The sequence below is a fragment of the Corallococcus sp. Z5C101001 genome, from assembly GCF_007352635.1.
GTDB classification, from domain to species: Bacteria; Myxococcota; Myxococcia; order Myxococcales; family Myxococcaceae; genus Corallococcus; species Corallococcus silvisoli.
Map to the genome: position 1 here is coordinate 184,280 of NZ_VKLU01000011.1, position 16,717 is coordinate 200,996.

Annotated in this window: 13 protein-coding genes; 8 read left to right on the forward strand and 5 right to left on the reverse strand. The window is 70.9% G+C overall.

From position 1 onward, the window contains the following. Positions 1-157 precede the first annotated feature (157 nt). A complete protein-coding gene (locus FOF48_RS24835; protein WP_143905268.1) occupies positions 158-2,392 on the forward strand; it encodes a TonB-dependent siderophore receptor in 2,235 nt (744 codons plus the stop codon). 3 nt (positions 2,393-2,395) lie between these two features. Here FOF48_RS24835 and FOF48_RS24840 read toward each other — a convergent pair whose 3' ends face one another. The 3 genes from FOF48_RS24840 to FOF48_RS24850 are packed head-to-tail and all read right to left on the reverse strand — an operon-like array spanning position 2,396 to position 4,517. Then, complete coding sequence (locus FOF48_RS24840) at positions 2,396-3,952, reverse strand: PepSY domain-containing protein (RefSeq protein WP_143905269.1); 1,557 nt, start codon at positions 3,950-3,952, stop codon at positions 2,396-2,398. Continuing rightward, complete coding sequence (locus FOF48_RS24845) at positions 3,949-4,236, reverse strand: hypothetical protein (protein WP_143905270.1); 288 nt, start codon at positions 4,234-4,236, stop codon at positions 3,949-3,951. Before FOF48_RS24845 ends, FOF48_RS24840 begins: the two co-directional genes overlap by 4 nt. After that, entirely contained in the window at positions 4,233-4,517 is a 285-nt protein-coding gene (locus tag FOF48_RS24850) for a hypothetical protein (protein ID WP_143905271.1), read from the reverse strand. Before FOF48_RS24850 ends, FOF48_RS24845 begins: the two co-directional genes overlap by 4 nt. 181 nt (positions 4,518-4,698) lie before the next feature. Here FOF48_RS24850 and FOF48_RS24855 point away from each other — a divergent pair, with 181 nt between their 5' ends. Next, positions 4,699-5,073, forward strand: coding sequence for a GFA family protein (locus tag FOF48_RS24855; protein WP_143905272.1), 375 nt, complete (start codon positions 4,699-4,701; stop codon positions 5,071-5,073). A gap of 21 nt (positions 5,074-5,094) precedes the next feature. On the opposite strand, the gene FOF48_RS24860 is transcribed toward FOF48_RS24855, so the two are convergent. Beyond that, positions 5,095-5,943, reverse strand: a complete 849-nt coding sequence (locus FOF48_RS24860; RefSeq protein ID WP_143905273.1) for an oxidoreductase — start codon at positions 5,941-5,943, stop codon at positions 5,095-5,097. Between the two features lie 96 nt (positions 5,944-6,039). On the opposite strand from FOF48_RS24860, the gene FOF48_RS24865 reads away from it, so the two are divergent. After that, positions 6,040-6,627 (forward strand): TetR/AcrR family transcriptional regulator, encoded by a 588-nt coding sequence (locus FOF48_RS24865; protein ID WP_143905274.1) that lies wholly within the window; start codon positions 6,040-6,042, stop codon positions 6,625-6,627. A gap of 37 nt (positions 6,628-6,664) precedes the next feature. On the opposite strand, the gene FOF48_RS24870 is transcribed toward FOF48_RS24865, so the two are convergent. Beyond that, positions 6,665-7,612, reverse strand: coding sequence for an AraC family transcriptional regulator (locus FOF48_RS24870; protein WP_255442617.1), 948 nt, complete (start codon positions 7,610-7,612; stop codon positions 6,665-6,667). Positions 7,613-7,730: 118 nt separating this feature from the next. Between FOF48_RS24870 and FOF48_RS24875 the strand changes: the two genes are divergently transcribed. The 5 genes from FOF48_RS24875 to FOF48_RS24895 all read left to right on the forward strand — a co-directional run bounded on the left by FOF48_RS24875 (position 7,731) and on the right by FOF48_RS24895 (position 16,717). Then, positions 7,731-8,168 carry a nuclear transport factor 2 family protein gene (locus FOF48_RS24875; protein WP_143905276.1) on the forward strand — a complete coding sequence of 146 codons (438 nt, stop codon included), beginning with the start codon at positions 7,731-7,733 and terminating at the stop codon, positions 8,166-8,168. Then, positions 8,165-9,013, forward strand: coding sequence for an NAD(P)H-binding protein (locus tag FOF48_RS24880; protein WP_143905277.1), 849 nt, complete (start codon positions 8,165-8,167; stop codon positions 9,011-9,013). The genes FOF48_RS24875 and FOF48_RS24880 overlap by 4 nt, the downstream gene beginning before the upstream one ends. Before the next feature lie 151 nt (positions 9,014-9,164). After that, the gene (locus FOF48_RS24885; RefSeq protein ID WP_143905278.1) at positions 9,165-10,514 is read left to right on the forward strand and encodes an MdtA/MuxA family multidrug efflux RND transporter periplasmic adaptor subunit; all 1,350 of its coding nucleotides are present in this window, start codon (positions 9,165-9,167) and stop codon (positions 10,512-10,514) included. After that, entirely contained in the window at positions 10,515-13,619 is a 3,105-nt protein-coding gene (locus FOF48_RS24890; RefSeq protein ID WP_143905279.1) for a multidrug efflux RND transporter permease subunit, read from the forward strand. After that, positions 13,616-16,717: an efflux RND transporter permease subunit gene (locus FOF48_RS24895; protein ID WP_143905280.1), complete on the forward strand. Its 3,102-nt coding sequence runs from the start codon at positions 13,616-13,618 to the stop codon at positions 16,715-16,717. The genes FOF48_RS24890 and FOF48_RS24895 overlap by 4 nt, the downstream gene beginning before the upstream one ends.

Genomic DNA, 16,717 nt, shown 5'->3' on the forward strand with positions numbered 1-16,717 from the left:
TAACACCATACCCGGGGCGTCAAATACAGACATCGGGTGTGAGCCAGGGAATGACCGGGAGGGTGTGCACGCCTCCCGGAGCACTCCTGTCTTGCCGCGTCAGAGGGGGCGTGTTACGCGACGGGCCTCTCCTTTGATTTCGCAAATCATTCTCAATATGCCCACCCTGCCCCGAAGCCGCGCGCGTCGCCTCGTCCCGGGGGCGCTGCTTGGCGCCTCGTTCACCGTCCTCGCTTCCCCTGCGCTGGCACAGGAGCCCGCCGCGCCGTCGGAGTCCCCGCCCGCCCCGGTCCAGGCGTCGCCCGTGGAGGTCCCGGCTCCCGCCCCGGTGGCCTCGGAGCCGGAGGAGTCCTTCACGCTGCCCGCGGTGAGCGTGGAGGCGGAGCGCGAGCGGGCCACCGGCCCGGTGAAGGGCTACACCGCGCGCCGCAGCGCCAGCGGCACGAAGACGGACACCGCGCTGGGTGAGACGCCGCAGTCGGTGTCGGTGGTGGGCCGGGCGCAGATGGATGCGCAGCAGGCGCAGTCCGTGGTGGAGGCCACGCGCTACACGCCGGGCGTGCGCTCGGAGACCTTCGGCGCGGATCCGCGCAACGACTGGTTCCTGGTGCGCGGCTTCACGGCGCAGGAGGGCGGCTACTTCCTGGACGGGCTCCAACTGTACTCCAGCAGCTTCGCCACCTGGCGCCTCGAGCCCTTCGGCCTGGAGCGCGTGGAGGCCGTGCGCGGCCCCGCCTCCGTGCTCTACGGCGGCACGTCGCCGGGAGGCCTGCTCAACATGGTGGGCAAGCGTCCGCCCACGGACGGGCCGGTGCGGCACGTGGAGGTGGGCGGCAACTCGTTCGCCAACGGCTACGCGGCGGTGGACCTGGGCGGCGCCATCGACGACGGCAACCACTGGCGCTACCGGGTGACGGCGCTGGCGCGCGGCGGCGGCACGCAGGTGGACGACACCGACAACAACCGGCTCTTCCTGGCGCCGGCCCTCACCTGGGCGCCCACGGAGCGCACGTCGCTCACGCTCCACGGCAGCGTCCTGGCGGACCGCACGCAGGGCCAGAACTTCCTGCCCTACGTGGGCACGGTGGTGGACGCGCCGTATGGCCGCATCCCCACCGACCTCTTCACCAGCGACAAGAGCCTGGACCACTTCCAGCGCGACCAGGCGTGGGCGGGCTACGAGTTCTCCCACCGCTTCGACGACACCTTCACCGTGCGGCAGAACCTGCGCTACGCCCACCTGAACCTGGACTTCCAGACGCTCTACGGCGTGGGCTACCAGGGCGACCCCGCGGATGCGCTGCTGGCCCGGGGCAACTTCGTCACCCGGCCGAGCGCGAACCTCTTCACCGTGGACACGCAGGGCGAGGCCCGCTTCACCACCGGCCCCGTGCACCACAAGGTGCTGGTCGGCGTGGACTTCAAGCACTACCGGCTGGACGACGACCAGGGCTACGAGGCGGGTGCGCCGCTGGACCTGTTGAACCCCGTGCGCGGCGACTACACGCCCACGACGGCGCGGTACGCGCAGAACCGCGCCACGCAGGACCAGCTGGGCGTCTACCTCCAGGACCAGCTGCGCTTCGGCGAGCGGCTGAACCTGGTGGTGAGCGGGCGCCATGACTGGGTGGGACTGGACGTCCAGAACACGCTGCTCCCCACGGCCAACTACAACGGCAGCGAGGGCGCCTTCAGCGGACGCGCGGGGCTGCTCTACCGCTTCGACAACGGCATCGCGCCGTACGTCAGCGTCTCGAACTCGTTCACCCCGGTGGCGGGGACGAAGACGGACGGCTCGCTGTTCAAGCCGGAGACGGGCCAGCAGGTGGAGGCGGGCGTGAAGTTCCAGCCGGACACCCTGCCCGTGCTGGTGGGACTCTCCCTCTTCGAGCTGAAGCGCAAGAACTTCATCACCACGGACGGCGCCTTCAACCAGCTCCAGATTGGCGAGGTCCGCTCGCGCGGCCTCGAGGTGGAGGCCAACGCCACGCTGCTGCGCGAGCTGAGCCTCATCGGCTCCGCGTCGCTGTACTCGCTGGAGATCACCGAAGGGGCGGACTTCGAGCTCGGCAAGCGGCCGGTGGGCGTGCCGGAGGTGCTGGCGTCGCTGTGGCTGGACTACACGTTCCAGGACGGGGCGCTGCGCGGCTTCGGCGCGGCGGCGGGCGTGCGCGGCGTGGGGGCTTCGTTCGCGGACCGGGACAACTTGTTGGAGGTGCCGGGCTTCACGCTGGTGGACGTGGGCGTGCACTACGAGCGCGGCCCGTGGCGCGCGGCCATCAACGCCGCCAACGTCGCGGACAAGACCTACGTGTCCTCGTGCAGCTCCGCGACTGCGTGCTTCTACGGCGAGCGCCGCAAGGCCTCCGCGACCGTCGGCTACACCTGGTAGCCGTCACGCGCCGACGAAGGGCCCTTCCGGTGCATCTCCGCCTGGAAGGGCCTGCGCGTGCTTCCTTCCGCGCAGGCCCCACGCGAGGCCACCGCAGCCCAGGGCCAGCGCGCACAGCAACGCCTCCGCCAGGAACACGGGCGGCAGGCCCCGCGCCAGCGCCGTGAACAGGTTCACGTCCCGCAGCGCCGCGTCCGCCACCACCACCCCGCCGAACAGCGCCGCGGCCCCCGCGCACAGCGCGCTCCCCACTCGCCGTGAGGAGCCCCGCGGGACGAGCGCGAGGACCACCGCGAGCGCCCACGCGCCCAGGAACAGACCGAACTCCCAGTCGCCCCGACGCGCCAGCGTCCACGGCAGCGCGCGGTTCGCGGCGCAGTAGACCGCCGCTCCGAACACGAGCCCGGCCGACACGCCCACCGTCAACCGCTCCAGGACCCGGTTTCCCAGGCGCGTGCGCAGCGGGTCGCGGCGCTCCAGCCAGACCAGGTTCCCCGTGACGAGCACCACGCACATCGCCAGCGCCAGCAGCGCGTAGAGCGGCTTCGTCAGCGCCTCCGCGTACCGGCCCGCGTGCAGGTCGAAGAAGATCCGCTCGACGGTGAAGCCCGGCGTCCGGGACTCGACGCTCGACCCGAAGGCCTCGCCGTTCACGCTGTCCACGTACGCGAAGTGGTCCGGCCCCAGCGGCGACAGCTGGAAGTAGACGCCGGCCCAGGCGCCCGCATCCCCGTACTCGTGAAGCTCCACGTAGCGGGGCGTCCCCTCCGCGCCGGGCACCGACGCCCGCGCTCGGGCCACCACCGCGTCCAGCGACAGCATGGGCGCCTCGCGCCCGGTGGCCTCCCGCACGGGCTGCGTGTAACCACGCAGCCTTGTCACCCGGTCCGCCTGCCCCCGGTACACGGTGCTCCCGAAGCCCTGCGACGCCAGCCCCGCCAGACACAGCACCGCGCCCGACCACGCGAGCATCGCGGTGAACGGCAGCCCGAAGACGCCCAGCACCTTGTGCGCATCCGACGCGGAGAAGCGCGGCCTCGCCGTGGGCCGGAAGCGCCACCACTGCGCCCGCAGGTCCTTCAGGTGGATCCACAGGCCGCTCACCAGCGCCACCAGCAGCGCGACCGCCACCACGCCCGTGAACTCCATCCCCCAGGGCAGCCGGTAGAAGAAGTGCATCCAGTACAGCTCACTCGCCAGCCGGCTGCGCTCCACCAGCGCCGTGCCCGTGAGCGGATCCAACCACACCACGCGCATCCCCGTCGGCTCGAAGAGATACGCGGTGATGAACCGCGTCTCCCCGTGCGTGAGCAGCCCCACGTGCGAACCTCGCGGCAGCGGCCCCTGCTCCTTCACCCGCGCGAGCATCGCGTCGAAGGACGGCGGTGACTCCGAAGGCGGCGCGACGTGCAGCGCCGGCTCCTGCCAGACCTCCAGCTCCTCGCGGAACATCGCGAAGACGCCGCAGAAGAAGATGACGAACAGGAAGAGGCTGGCGACGACGCCCGCCCACGCATGCAGGTCGAACTGGATGCGGAACGTCCGGGCGGACAGCTTCATGCCGGGCCTCGCAGGGCCAGCGCGACCGCCACCGGCACCACCACCGCCAGACACACGCCCCAGGCCACCCGGCCGCTCCTCGCCAGCGGCAACGTGCACGCGAGCAGCACCCACACCGGCAACACCCCGTGGAAGCCCAGCGCGAACGCCCAGGGCCCCGGCACGGGCAGGTAGGCCATCACCGCCGCGCCCACCGCGAGCGCGGCCAACGGCGCGCCCAGCACCGCCGCCAACGTCCGCGCGACGGAGTGGTTCGCCGCCTTGTCCCCAGAACCCGCGCTCATCGCCCCACGCCCAGCAGCACCAGCGGCAGGAGCCCCAGGCCCCCGCTCACCCACGCGACCGCATGCGCCCGCGCCGGCCGGGGCGCCAGCACCAACACCAGCACCGAAGCCGACGCCATCGCGAACACCGTCCACACCAGCAGCCCCGCCACCGGCCCGAACCCCCTCAGGCAGCACCCCAGCGACGCCAGCCCCGGCACCGCCGCGAGCCACCGCCCACCTCCACCGCCCAGCCACGACACCGCCGACACGCAGAAGGCCAGCGCGGCAAGACTCAACATCACGGACACCCGATGGCCCCGTTCCCTGGCCCAGATTTGAGAATGATTTGCATCCTCATCAGAGCATCCACCCCTGTCAAGGCAAGCGGATGGGGCCCGTGCTCCGGGTGTGGGCCCCCTGGCACGGACACGGCGGCCCTCTCTGGTTTTACAGGATGCCTGCGTCCTGCATGATGACGGGATGAACGAAGCCACGCCCCTGAAGGGAAGCTGTCACTGCGGTGCGACGAAGTTCGAGGTGGCGGCACCGCCCCGGGAGCTCACCCGGTGCAACTGCACGTTCTGCTCCAAGCGCGGCGTGCTCTGGGCCTACTACCCGCTGGAGCAGGTGACGTTCACCCGCCGCGAACACGTGGGTGTGTACGACCGCAACGCGCCGGTCGTCCACCACCACTGCCAGACGTGTGGCTGCGGCACGTGGTCGGACATCCCCGTCTGGGAGGACAACGCCGCCGTGCCCGGGAAGTTCAAGGTGGGCCTCAACGCGCGCCTGTTCGAGGACTTCAACCTGGACGCCGTGCGCGTCACGTTCGTGGACGGGCGCAACCTCTGGTGACGCCCGCCCGTACGGGCCGCGCTACTTCGCGAAGTCGGTGGACAGCGACAGGTGCTTCCACCGCGCGTCCGCCGCCTTGAGCGCATCCAGCTTCTCCTCCGCCAGCCCGAACGCGTCGCTGCCCAGCACCAGGTGCAGCGGCGGGGACTCCAGCGCGGCCACCTGGAGCAGCACCTGGGCCGCGCGGGCCGGATCTCCCGGCTCCTTCCCCGTCCGTGAGCGCAGGGCCTGCGCGACGGCGCCGACGGTGGGCGCGTACTCCGGCCGGAAGTCCGCGATGGTCATGGACGCCCCGGCCCAGTCCGTGCGGAAGCCGCCCGGCTCCAGCACCGTCACCTTCACGCCGAAGGGGGCCGTCTCCTTGGCCAACACCTCGGAGAAGCCCCCCACCGCCCACTTGGCGGCCTGATACGCGCCCAGCCCCGGCGTGGACAGGCGGCCTCCAATAGAGGAGACCTGGATGATGTGCCCGGAGCGCTGCTCGCGGAGCACCGGCAGCGCCGCGCGCGTCACGTTCATCACCCCGAACAGGTTGGTGTCGAGTTGCGAGCGGAAGTCCTCGTCCGTCACCTGCTCGATGGGCGCGAGGCCGCCGTAGCCCGCGTTGTTCACCACCACGTCCAGGCGCCCGAACGCCTCCACCGCCGCCCTCACCGCCGCCCGCGCCTGCTCGGGGTTCGTCACGTCCAGGGCCACCGCGCGGACGCGGTCGCCGTAGCGCTCCACCAACGAGGACAGCTGCTCCGGCTTGCGCGCCGTGGCCACCAGCCGGTGCCCGGCCGCCAGCACGGCCTCCGCGAAGCTGCGTCCCAGACCTCGGGAGGAGCCGGTGATGAGCCAGACGCGGGAGCTTTCAGGGGACGCACTCATGGCGGGAATCCTTTCAACTAACTGGTTGGTTACATGGATATAAAGGCCCTGTTCGCGGGGTGCAACCCGGAGTGGGCTGGGGCATGGTGGAAAGGTATGGCTGGAGACGCCCAGAAGACCCGGCAGCGCTTGTTGGAGGCAGCCGCGGCGGAGTTCTCGGAGCAGGGCATCGCGGGCGCGCGCGTGGACCGCATCGCGGCGGCGGCGGGCTGCAACAAGGCGCTCATCTATTCCTACTTCGGCAGCAAGGAGCAGCTGTTCGACGCCGTGTTCGAAGCGCACGTGGCGGAGGTGGCGCGCGAGACGCCCATCGACGCGGCGGACCTGCCCGCCTACGTGGGGCGGCTGTTCGACGGCTTCCAGGCCCGGCCGCAGGTGCTGCGCCTGGCCACGTGGTACGAGTTGGAGCACGGCCCCACCGTGGACATCCCGGAGGCGGTCGCGCGCAGCAACCAGCACAAGGTGGCCGCCATCGCGAAGGCCCAGAAGGAGGGGCTGGTGTCGAAGCAATTCGCGGCGGACGAGCTGCTGGCGCTGGTGCTGGCGCTCGCCAAGACGTGGGCCTTCCCGCTGTCCTACTGCGCCACGGCCACCCCACCCACGCCCGCCGAGCTCCGCCGGCGCAGGCGCTCCGTCGTGGAGGCGGTGCGCCTGCTGGTGACTCCCGTCAGCGCCCCGCCTTGAGGCCCCGCATGACCTTTCGCCTTCCCTCCAACGCGGGTCACCACTCTCTGGTAGGGAGGATCCGCCCCGGTTCACCGTCCGAGGGAGCACGCCGATACGCGCCGGGGCCCACGCCCCAGCGGCGCTTGAAGGCCTTGCTGAAGGCGGGCGCGCTTTCATAGCCGGCGCGCTCGGCGATGGCGTCCAGGCTGTCGGTGGATTCACGCAGCCAGCGCGCGGCGCGGATCATCCGCCAGTTGGCCAGGTAGTGCAGGGGCGTCTCGCCCACCAGCGCGTGGAAGCGAGCCGCGAACCCGGAGCGCGACACGCCCACGGACCGAGCCAGCCGCTCCACCGTCCAGGGAGTGCCGGGCTGTTCGTGCATCAGCGAGAGCGCGCTCCCGATGGCGGGATCCGCCAGCGCCTTCCATCCCGCCTGCTTCGCGCCTCCCAGCGAGGTCTGCGCCCGCAGCGCGTGGACGAGCAGCACGTCCGCCAGCCGGCCCAGCACCAGCGCGCTCCCCGCCCCCGGCGTCGCGGTCTCCGCGGTGATGAGCTGCACGGTGGCGGCGAGCGAGGGCGTCCCCTGCCCCTCCTGCGTGGACAGGCGGATGATGGAGGGGAAGGTCCGCAGCAGGGGATGCAGGGGATCCGGGCCGAACTGGAAGCAGCCGGTGATGAGCGTGGTGAGCGGCCCCGTGCCGCCCAACCGTGAAGCGGGCGCGCGCGGCGGCTGCGATGAAACGAAGTCGCTCGCGACGGGGTTGCGGCGGCTGCCGTCATCCAACACATGCGCGGGCGCGCGGGGCAGCAGCACCACGTCTCCGGCGGACAGGAACACCGGCTTCGCCTTGCCCTCCACCTGGAGGCGCAAGCCCCCGCGCGCCACCACGTAGAAGGACGCGTTGGCCTTGCGAGGCAGGCGCAGCGCCCAGGGCGCGCCCAGCTCGAGGCGGCCGAAGAGCAGCGTCTTGAACCGCAGCGTCTCCAACACGTCGGAGACCACGTCTGTCTTTTCGTCCGGAGGCCTTGGACTCCAAGACAGTTCTTTTGGACGCGGTGACATGGAGCGTCCATAACGGGCGGCCTATTCCTGGTCCATCACCTCTTGCTGGAGGCCGCACATGGACCGCACCACCCCTTCCCCGGACCTGGCCCGGCTGATGGACGCGCACCTCGCGCTCATCGCCACGGACGTCGAGCGCTGGCTGACCCTGTTCGCCGAGGACGCCGTCGTCGAGTTCCCCTACGCCCCCTCGCTCGGCGGGCCGGCGCGGCTGGAAGGACTCCAGGCCATCCGCGCCTACTTCGCGCCCATCACGAAGCACTTCCAGAACCTCACCTTCACGAACGCCCAGCGCTACCCGGGCGAGGAGCCGACGACGGGCTGGCTGGAGGTGCACGGCACCGCGACGCTGCAACCTGGAGACATCCCCTATGAACAGGACTACGTGATGCGCCTCCAGGTGCGCGAGGGCCGCATCGTGCACTACCGCGAATACTGGAACCCGCTGGCCGCGCCCCGGGGCACCTTCGAGCGCTTCACCCGGGAGCGCGCATGAAGCGCATCCTCGTCATTGGCGCCGCCGGCAACACGGGGCACCCCATCACGGAGGGACTCACGGCGGAGGGCTTCACGGTCCGCACCGCCACTCGGGACGCCCGGCCTCCCGGAGGCGCCGCCGAGCACGCGCGCTTCGACTGGGCGGACCCCACCACGCACGAGGCCGCGCTGGAAGGCGTGAACCGGATGTATGTACTGGCCCCGGCCCTGGTGGAGGACCCGTCCGTCCTCATGGTTCCCTTCCTGGAGCGCGCGCTGCGCAGGGGCGTGCGGCGCGTCGTCCTGCTCTCCTCCTCCGCCGTTCCGGAGGCGGGCCCGGGACTGGGGCAGGTGCACCACTTCCTGCGCCAGCACGCGCCGGAGTGGAGCGTGTTGCAGCCCTCGTGGTTCATGCAGAACTTCATCCACCCGCGCCACCACTGGGCGGCCGGCCTCCAACGCGACGGCACGCTGGTGACAGCCACCGGCGACGGCCGCATCGGGTTCGTGGACGCGGCGGACATCGCGGCGGTGGGCATCCGGGCGCTCGCGGATGACGCCTCCCATGACACCGCGCACGTCATCACCGGCCCCCAGGCGCTGAGCTACGACGACGTCGCGGCCATCCTGTCCCGGGTGTGGAACCGTCCCATCCGGCACGCGCGCGCGAGCCCCGAAGAGGCCCTGCGGCACCTGCGGGATGCCGGCATGCCGGACACCTACGCGCGCCTGCTGACGATGCTCGACGGGCTCATCCACGACGGAGCCGAGGACCGCGTGACGGACACGGTGTCGCGCATCACGGGACATTCCCCGCGCGACTTCGAGTCCTTCGTCCGAGCGCACCGCCCCGTCTGGCGTTGAGCCGCTCCGCCCACCTCCGCCCACGCGCGGATGTCCGCTGGAGGGCATGGCCCCTTCCCTTTGGGCGGGTTGAGGGTGCTCACACCCAGGCGCACGTTGGGATCCCCGATCCTCCGGGTCCTCCACGGCGGGTTCCCCGGCGGTCCTTCTCATGAGCACGCCCCCACCTACCGATACGGACTCCCCTCCCGAGGCGCCGTCGCCGTCCGACGGTGAGGCCCCACCCGGCCCCGCACCGGACGACCAGGAACCGCCCCGTCACCGGCGGCCCCGCTGGGGCTGGCTGTTGCTGCTGGTGGGACTCGTCCTCCTCGCCGTCGTCATCGCACGACGGCTGCACCGCCCCCACCCCGCCCCCGGAGCCACGGCGGCGGGGGGGCCAGGCGGCGCGGATGGCGGCGCGGGCGGACGCGGCCCCCAGCCCGTGGTGACGGCCCGGGCGACGACGCGCGACGTGCCGGTGTCCATCGTCGGCCTGGGCGCCGTGACCCCCACCGACTCCGTCACGGTGCATTCGCGGGTGGACGGACAGCTCATGCGCGTGGCCTTCAAGGAGGGCCAGTTCGTCAACGCGGGTGACCTCCTGGCGGAGCTCGACCCCCGCCCCTTCCAGACCCAGCTGGAGCAGGTCCAGGGCCAGCTCATTCGCGACGAGGCGCTGCTGGCGAACGCCCGGCTGGACCTGCGCCGCTACACCATCCTGGTGGAGCAGGACTCCGTCGCGGTCCAGCAGCTCGACACCCAGCGCGCCCTCGTGCGCCAGTACGAGGGCACCGTGGTGGCGGACCGGGGCGCGGTCGCCGCCGCCAAGCTCAACCTCGTCTACACGCGCATCACCTCACCCGTCGCCGGCCGCGTGGGCCTCCGGCTCGTCGACCCCGGCAACATCGTCCACGCCGCGGACACGAACGGCATCGTCGTCGTCAACACCCTGCAACCCATCACGGTGATCTTCTCCATCCCGGAGGACAACGTGCCGCAGGTGATGACGAAGCTGGACACGCACCAGCCCCTCGTCGTCCAGGCCTATGACCGCACCGCCCAGCGCCTCCTGGCCACCGGCACGCTGCTCACCGTGGACAATCAGATCGACCCCAACACCGGCACCGTGCGGCTGAGGGCGACGTTCCCCAACCGCGACTCGCGGCTGTTCCCCCAGCAGTTCGTCAACGCGCGGTTGATCATCGACACGCTGCACGGCGCCACCATCGTCCCCACCGCCGCGCTCCAGCACGGGGTGCAGGGGACGTTCGTCTACGTCGCGGAGGCCAACAACACCGTCAGCCAGCGCGCGGTGACGACCGGCCCCGCGGACGGCGACGACACCGTCGTCACCCAGGGCCTGCGGCCCGGCGAAGCGGTGGTGGTGGAGGGGGCCGACCAGCTCACCAACGGCGCCCACATCCGGCTCCAGCGCGCCCTGACCTCCGGGCCCGGCGTGGGGGGCAGCGGGGCGGGGGCACCGGACGGCGGCGCCGGGGCCACGGACGGAGGACGCTGAATGTCCGAACCCTTCATCCTGCGGCCCATCGCGACGTCGCTGCTGATGCTGGCCCTGCTGCTGGGCGGCGTGCTGTCGTACCGCCTGCTGCCCGTCTCCGCGCTGCCGGAGGTGGACTACCCCACCATCCAGGTCCTCACCTTCCAGCCGGGCGCCAGCCCGGACGTGGTGGCCTCCGGCGTCACCGCGCCCCTGGAGCGGCAGTTCGGGCAGATGCCCGGCCTCAACCAGATGACGTCGTCCAGCTCCAGCGGCGCGTCCGTCATCACGCTCCAGTTCACGCTCCAGATGAGCCTGGACATCGCGGAGCAGCAGGTCCAGGCCGCCATCAACGCCGCCAACAACCTGCTGCCCACGGACCTGCCCAACCCGCCCATCTACAACAAGGTCAACCCCGCGGACACGCCGGTCATCACCCTGGCCCTCACCTCCGACACCGTGCCCCTCACCCAGGTGGAGGACCTGGCGGACACGCGCGTCGCGCAGAAGCTCTCCCAGCTCCCCGGCGTCGGGCTCGTGAGCATCAGCGGCGGTCAGCGCCCCGCCGTGCGCATCCAGGCCAACGGGCTGGCGCTGGCCGCGCGCGGCCTCACGATGGAGGACGTCCGCACCGCGGTCGCCGCCGCCAACGTGAACAGCCCCAAGGGCGGCTTCGACGGTCCCCGTCAGGCGTACACCATCAACGCCAACGACCAGCGCCTGTCGAGCAAGGAGTACGCCCCGCTCATCATCGCCTACCGCGACAGCGCCCCCGTGCGGCTGTCCGACGTGGCGCACGTCTTCGACGGCGCGGAGAACGTGCGGCAGGCCGCCTGGGCCGGGACCACGCCCGCGGTCATCCTCAACGTGCAGCGCCAGCCCGGCGCGAACGTCATCGCCGTCGTGAACAGCGTCCGCAAGCTGCTGCCCCAGCTGCAGTCCACCCTGCCCGCGACGGTGAAGGTGGCCGTGCTCAGCGACCGCACCACCACCATCCGCGCCTCCGTGAGCGACGTGCAGCACGACCTGATGTTCTCCGTCGCGCTCGTCGTGCTCGTCATCTTCGTCTTCCTGCGCAACGCCTCCGCCACCTTCATCCCCAGCATCGCCGTGCCCCTGTCCCTGGTGGGCACCTTCGCCGCGATGTCGCTCCTGGGCTTCTCCCTCAACAACCTGACCCTGATGGCGCTCACCATCGCCGCGGGCTTCGTCGTCGACGACGCCATCGTGATGATCGAGAACATCAGCCGCTACATCGAAGGCGACATGCCGCCCATGGAGGCCGCGCTCAAGGGCTCCAAGCAGATCGGCTTCACCATCATCTCCCTCACGGTGTCGCTCATCGCCGTGCTCATCCCCCTGCTCTTCATGGGGGACGTGGTGGGGCGCCTGTTCCGCGAGTTCGCCATCACCCTGGCCGTGACCATCCTGCTGTCCGCGGTCGTGTCCCTGACCCTCACCCCCATGCTCTGCTCGCGGCTCCTGCGCCGCCACCGGCCGGAAGAGGCCAACCGCTTCGAGCGCGTCGTGGGCGGCGCGTTCGACCGCCTGGTCGGCCGCTACGACGTCGCGCTGACGTGGGTGCTGGGCCACCGCGCGCTGACGATGCTCATCGCCGGCGTGACGCTCCTGCTCACCGCGCTGCTCCTCTACACCATCCCCAAGGGCTTCTTCCCCGTCCAGGACACCGGCGTGCTCCAGGGCATCTCCCTGGCGCCCCAGTCCATCTCCTTCCCCGCCATGGCCGAGCGCCAGCAGGCCCTGGCCCGGGTGGTGTTGGAGGACCCGGCCGTGGAGGGGCTGTCGTCGTTCATCGGCGTGGACGGCACCAACACCACGCCCAACAGCGGCCGGATGCTCATCACGCTCAAGCCGCTGTCGGACCGCGACGCCTCCGCCACGGAGATCATCCGCCGCCTCCAGCCCGCGCTGAACGGCGTGCCCGGCATCTCCCTGTCCCTGTCGCCCGTGCAGGACCTCACGCTGGACAGCCGCGTGAGCCGCACCCAGTACCAGTACAGCCTCAGCTCCCCGGACACCGCGGAGCTGGAGTCCTGGACGAACCAGCTCGTCACCCGCCTGCGCACGCAGCACGAGCTGACGGACGTCTCCAGCGACATGCAGAACGGCGGCCTGCGGCTCAACATCACCCTGGACCGGGACACCGCCGCGCGCCTGGGCATCACGCCCCAGCAGATCGACGACGCCCTCTACGACGCCTTCGGCCAGCGGCAGGTGTCCACCATCTTCACCCAGCTCAACCAGTACCGCGTGGTGCTGGAGGTGCAGCCCTCGCTCCAGCGCGTGGACACCGCCCTGCGCTCCGTCTACCTCCAGTCCGCCAGCGGAGGCGCCGTGCCCCTGTCCACCATCGTCCAGGTGAAGCCGGGGATGGGGCCGCTCAGCGTCAACCGGCAGGACCAGTTCCCCGTCGCCATCGTCTCCTTCAACCCCGCGCCGGACGTGTCCCTGTCCCAGGCGGTGAGCGCATTCGACGGGGTGCGAAAGAAGCTCCAGATCCCCCCCTCCGTGCAGACCGCCTTCGAGGGCACCGCGCGCACGTTCCAGGACTCACTCACCAACGAGGGCTTCCTCGTGCTGGCGGCCGTCGTGGCCGTCTACCTGGTGCTCGGCGTGCTGTATGAGTCCTACGTCCACCCGCTCACCATCCTGTCCACGCTGCCGTCCGCGGCCATGGGCGCGCTGCTGGCGCTGCGGGTGTGCGGGCTGGAGCTGGGGATGATCGCCCTCATCGGCATCATCCTGCTCATCGGCATCGTGATGAAGAACGCCATCATGATGATCGACTTCGCGCTGGAGGCCGAGCGCCTGGAGGGCAAGGCCCCCCGCGACGCCATCCACGAGGCGTGCCTGCTGCGCTTCCGCCCCATCCTGATGACCACGATGGCGTCCATGCTGGGCGCCGTGCCCCTGGCGCTCGGTGGGGGCATTGGCGCGGAGCTGCGTCAGCCCCTGGGCATCGCCATCATCGGCGGGTTGATGGTCAGCCAGCTGCTGACGCTCTTCACCACCCCCGTCATCTACCTGGGCTTCGCCGGGCTGTCGCGCAGGCTCCAGCACCTGCGGCACCGCTCCGCCCCTGTCCCGCCGCGGAGCCCGGCGTGAACCCGTCCGCGCTCTTCATCCGGCGCCCCGTCGCCACCTCGCTGCTGGCGCTGGGGATCGCGCTCGTGGGGGCGCTCTCCTTCAAGATCCTCCCCGTCGCGCCGCTGCCCCAGGTGGAGTTCCCCACCATCAGCGTGCAGGCGGCCCTGCCGGGCGCGAGCCCGGAGATCATGGCCACGTCGGTCGCCACGCCGCTGGAGCGGCAGCTGGGCCGCATCGCGGGCATCACCCAGATGACGTCGTCCAGCAACCTGGGCGCCACGAGCATCGTCGTGCAGTTCGACCTGTCGCGAAACATCGACGGGGCGGCGCGCGACGTCCAGGCCGCCATCAACGCCGCCCGGGGCAACCTGCCCACGAACCTGCCCAACAACCCCACCTACCGGAAGGTGAACCCCGCGGACGCGCCCATCATGCTGCTGGCGCTCACGTCGCCCAACCGGGGGCGCGGCAAGCTCTACGACCTGGCGTCCACCATCCTCCAGCAGCAGGTGTCCCAGGTGACGGGCGTGGGGCAGGTGCTGGTGGGCGGCGGCGCGCTGCCCGCGGTGCGCGCGGAGGTGAACCCCACCGCGCTGGAGAAGTACGGCCTGGGGCTGGACGCGGTCCGCACCGTGCTGGGCGCGCAGAACTCCAACCGCCCCAAGGGCCAGCTCGTGGACGGCCCCCGGGCCTACCTGCTCACCGCCGACGACCAGATCGTCCGCGCGGAGCAGTACCGGCCGCTCATCCTCGGCTACTCCAACGGCGCCGCGGTGCGGCTCCAGGACGTCGCCAACGTCACCGACGACAACGTGGAGGACGTGCACAGCCTGGGGCTCGCCAACGGCAAGGAGGCCATCATCCTCATCATCTTCAAGGAGCCGGGGGCCAACGTCATCGACACGGTGGACGCGCTCCAGGCGAGGCTCCCCGCGTTCCAGGCCATCCTCCCGGCGGACGTGGACCTGACGGTGATGATGGACCGCACCACCACCATCCGCGCGGCGCTGCGGGACGTGGAGATGACGCTCCTGATGTCCATCGGCCTGGTCATCCTGGTGGTGTTCGCCTTCCTGGGCAACCTGCGCGCCACGCTCATCCCCAGCGTCGCCGTGCCGCTGTCGCTGCTGGGCACCTTCGCGATCATGAAGCTGCTCGGCTTCAGCCTGGACAACCTGTCGATGATGGCCCTCACCATCTCCACCGGCTTCGTGGTGGATGACGCCATCGTCGTGCTGGAGGACATCGAACGGCACATCGAGGAGGGCCTGCCGCCCATGGAGGCGGCGCTGCGCGGCGCGCGCGAGGTCGGCTTCACCGTGCTGTCGATGAGCATCTCCCTCATCGCCGTCTTCATCCCCCTGCTCCTCATGCAGGGCATCGTGGGCCGGCTGTTCCGCGAGTTCGCCGTCACGCTGTCGGTGGCCATCCTGATGTCCCTGGTGGTGTCCCTCACCGTGACCCCCACCATGTGCGCGCTGCTGCTGCGGCCCAAGGCGCCCCGGCGCTCGCGCTCCTCCTTCCACCCCTTCGCGCGGTTGAACGCGGGCTATGCGCGCAGCCTGTCGTGGTCGCTGGGACACCCGGCGCTGCTCTTGCTGCTCACGCTCGTCGCCATCGCGCTCAGCGGATACCTGTTCGTCGTCATCCCCAAGGGGTTCTTTCCGCAGCAGGACACCGGCCGGCTCACCGCCAGCGTCCAGGCGGAGCAGGACATCTCCTTCGCGGCGATGCGCCAGAAGTTCACGACCTACGTGAACCTCATCAACGAGGACCCGGCCGTCCAGGCGGTGGCGGGCTCCATTGGCGGCTCCGGCCCCAGCGGCTCATCGAACGCGGGCACGCTCTTCATCACGCTCAAGCCGCTGGAGGAGCGCAAGCTGTCCGCGGACGCCGTCATCGCGCGGCTGCGCGGAAAGCTGATGGTCGTGCCGGGCGCCACGGTGTACCTGCAGTCCGCGCAGGACCTGGTGATTGGCGGGCGGCAGGGCAACGCGCAGTACCAGTACACCCTGTCCTCGGACACGCTGCCCGTGCTGAATGAGTGGGCGCCGCGCGTGCTGGAGCGGCTGAAGCAGGTCCCCGGCATGCTGGACGTCAACAGCGACCAGCGCGACCACGGGTTGGAGACCAACGTCGTCATCGACTACGACACCGCGGGCCGCTTCGGCCTCACCGCGGCGCAGATCGACAGCGTGCTGTACGACGCCTTCGGTCAGCGGCAGGTGTCCACGATGTACACCAGCAGCAACCAGTACCACGTGGTGATGATCGTCCTGAAGGACTTCTGGCAGCGGCCGGAGAGCCTGCGCGACATCTACGTGACGAGCGCGAGCGGGGTGCAGGTGCCCCTGTCGGCGTTCGCGAGCTTCGTGCCCGCGAGCACGCTGCTGTCCGTCAACCACCAGGGCCAGTTCCCCTCCGCGACGGTGTCCTTCAACCTGGGGCTGGGAACCTCCCTGGGGCCCGTCGTCACCCAGATTGGCGCGGCCGTGCGCGACATGGGCCTGCCCTCCACGGTGCAGGGCAGCTTCAGCGGCACGGCCCAGGCGTTCCAGGCCTCGCTCGCCTCCGAACCCCTCCTCATCGCCGCGGCCCTCTTCGCCGTCTACATCGTGCTGGGCATCCTCTACGAGAGCCTCATCCACCCCATCACCATCCTGTCCACGCTGCCTTCCGCGGGCGTGGGGGCGCTGCTGGCCCTGCTGCTGTTCAACCTGGACCTGTCCATCATCGCCCTCATCGGCATCATCCTGCTCATCGGCATCGTGAAGAAGAACGCCATCATGATGATCGACTTCGCGCTGGTGTCGGAGCGCGAGGGACACCTGGGCTCGCGCGACGCCATCTTCCACGCCGCCCAGCTGCGCCTGCGCCCCATCCTGATGACCACGATGGCGGCGCTGCTGGGCGCGCTGCCGCTGGCCATGGGCACCGGCGTGGGCTCCGAGCTGCGCCGGCCGCTGGGCATCGCCATCGCCGGGGGGCTGTGCCTGAGCCAGCTGCTCACGCTCTACACCACCCCGGTCATCTACATGACCCTGGACCGCCTGGGCCGCCGCGCACGCGAGTGGCGCGCGCGCCGCTTCGCGCCCCGCAGGCCCGGACGGGCTTGA